The sequence below is a fragment of the Candidatus Thiosymbion oneisti genome (assembly GCF_900092655.1).
Classification (GTDB): Bacteria; Pseudomonadota; Gammaproteobacteria; order Chromatiales; family Chromatiaceae; genus Thiosymbion; species Thiosymbion oneisti.
Window position 1 is genome coordinate 1 of sequence record NZ_FLUY01001035.1, and the last position, 2,693, is coordinate 2,693.

The 2,693-nt window shown below is 63.2% G+C and carries 1 protein-coding gene; it reads left to right on the forward strand.

The genetic code is table 11. The annotated features are described in order from the left end of the window. A partial coding sequence (locus BQ17_RS10690; RefSeq protein WP_141699226.1) for a two-partner secretion domain-containing protein occupies positions 1–2,693 on the forward strand: 2,693 nt, incomplete at both ends.

Here is a 2,693-nt window from a genome sequence, read left to right on the forward strand (position 1 = left end):
CGGCATCTTCCAAACCAGGCAAGCGTCTCGATCTACCCCTGGCTGCGACGGCGGCCTGTATCGTCGTCATGCTCACAACCCCCATCATCGGTGCCAATCCCACCGGCGGTAAGGTGGTCCGCGGCAATGCCCATATCGCCACCCAACCGGGGCAGGTCACCATCCATCAGCACAGCGGCAAGGCCGTCATCAACTGGAACGGTTTCAGCATCGAGAAAGGCGAGGTCACCCAATTCGACCAGCCCGGCAGGCGCGCCATTGCCCTCAATCGGGTCGTTACCAACCGTCCGTCCCGGATCAACGGGCAGCTCCAGGCCAACGGCAATGTGTGGCTGATCAATCAGAACGGCGTCACCGTCGGACGGAACGGCACGGTTCAGGCCCAAGGCTTTCTGGCCACTACCGCGGATATCGCCGATGACAACTTCATGGCCGGGCGTTACCAGTTCGACCAGCCGAGCCCCAATGCCAAGGTCATCAACCAAGGCCACATCTCGCTCGGCGAGCGCGGTCTCGGGGCCTTGGTGGCCCCCCATGCCCGCAACGACGGCGTCATCGAGGGCCAGGGCTCGACCGTCGTCATCGCCGGGGCCAAGACCTTCGCGGTGGATCTCTATGGCGACGATCTCATTCACTTCGAGACCAAATCACCGGTGACCCGCAGGCCGGCAGGCGTGGAGGCCCTGGCCGAGAACAACGGAATCATCCAGGTCGACGGCGGACGGGTATTGATCACTGCCGTGGCCGCCGAGGGCATCGTGGACCAGGCGATCAAGATAGGCGGCAAGGTGACTGCACGCAGTGCCTACGCGGACGGAGGCGAGATCGTCCTCGACGGTGGTCGTAACGGGACCGTAGCCGTGACCGGTACCCTGGATGCCTCGTCACGGCACGGCCGGGGCGGCAAGATCGACATACGGGGTCGCAAGCTCAGACTCGGACGCAAATCCCTGGTAAAGGCCAGCGGTAGCACCGGCGGCGGCGACATCCGCATCGGCGGAGACCGGGGCGGCCAGGGCCCCGGCCGCAATGCCGACCGGGTGATCCTGGCACCCGAGGCCCGGATCATCGCCGACGCCACCGGCTTTGGCGACGGCGGCAGCATCATCGTCTACGGGCAGCAAACGGCCAGGATCGCAGGCAAGCTGACGGCCCGGGGCGGTCAGCACGGCGGTGACGGCGGCTTTATCGAGACCTCCGCCGCCGGGACCATTGACATCGCGGCGGCCCAGGTGGACGCCTCCGCACCTGCCGGTAATCCGGGGACTTGGTTGATCGATCCGCAGGACATCACAATCAATGATGCTGCGGCAACTAATATCGTAGCCGCATTGGAGGGCGGGAGTAACGTTGAAGTAACGACGGCCGGAACGGGTACCCCCCAATATGGAACCGTGACCAACCCCAACGGTCCGGGCAACATCACCGTTGCAGCCAACATCCAACCCGATTTGGCCGGGGCCGCCGGCGACCAGCAGGTCACCCTGACACTCACGGCACACAACGACGTCACTGTCAATAGCGGAGTCACCATCGGACCGGCGAGTGCCGGCCCCGGGGACAGTATGGGGGTTAGCATCAATGCCGGAAACGACATAATAATAAATAACGGCACCATCAATACTTCGTTAGGCGCCGGGGCGGTCAACCTCACGGCAATGAGCGATATCGCCTTGGGCCGTATCCATGCCGGCACCGGTGACATCACCATTACCGCCACCGGTGGCGCGATCAGCGACAACCTCGCGGGTGAAGGCGCGGGTAACGAAAACCTCGTTGGCGACGCTATCGACCTGACCGCGGGCGGTGCTATCGGTGCAACAGGAGCCGGCGCCATCGACACCAGGGTGGTCAGCATTGACGCGAAGGTCACGGGTACGACCGGCGGCATTTTCATCGATGAGACCGATGGGGTGCAGTTGGGCAACATAGCGCCGGTCACGGCACCCGGTGCTATCGAGGTGACCACTAAGGCCGGTGTGCAGGTCAGCCAAGCGGTTACGGCCGGCGGCGATCTGAACCTGGATGCGGGGGGGCAGCAGTTGTTGGTCGCCGCAGCCGTTAGGGGAAGTAATATCAATCTCGCAGGTGCCGCCATCGTCGCCGGCATCAAACACACTGACGATGGCGACGTCATCTCCGACGGCACCATCACCGCCACGGCGGGTGCTGACATTAGCATGGCTGACGGCACCCTCTACAGTGCCGGAGGGGATGTCAACCTCACCGCGACGGGCAATATCGAATTGAGTCGTATCGAAGCCGGAACCAACGCCATCACCATTGATGCGGCCGGTGCAATCTTCGACAGCACTGCGGCTGAAGGTACGGGTAACGAGAACCTCGTCGGTGGCGACATCAGCTTGATGGGGGGTAATGCCATCGGTAGGGGCAACGATATCGATACCAATGCGGATCGCATCGACGCGGAAATCACCGATCCCAGGGTTACTACCAGCGGCATTTTCATTACCGAGACCGACAGCGTTGCACTGGGCCGCGTCGATGCCGGCGCCAATGCCATCGTCCTCACCGCAGGCGGTGCGATCAATGACTACGACACTACAGTTGAAGGCGCGGGCAATGAGAACCTCGTGGGCGGCAATATCAGCCTGGCCGCGGGCGGCGCTATCGGTGCGACAGGAAACGCCGATATCGACACGGCTGTAGCGACCAAGCTCGATGCACAGGCC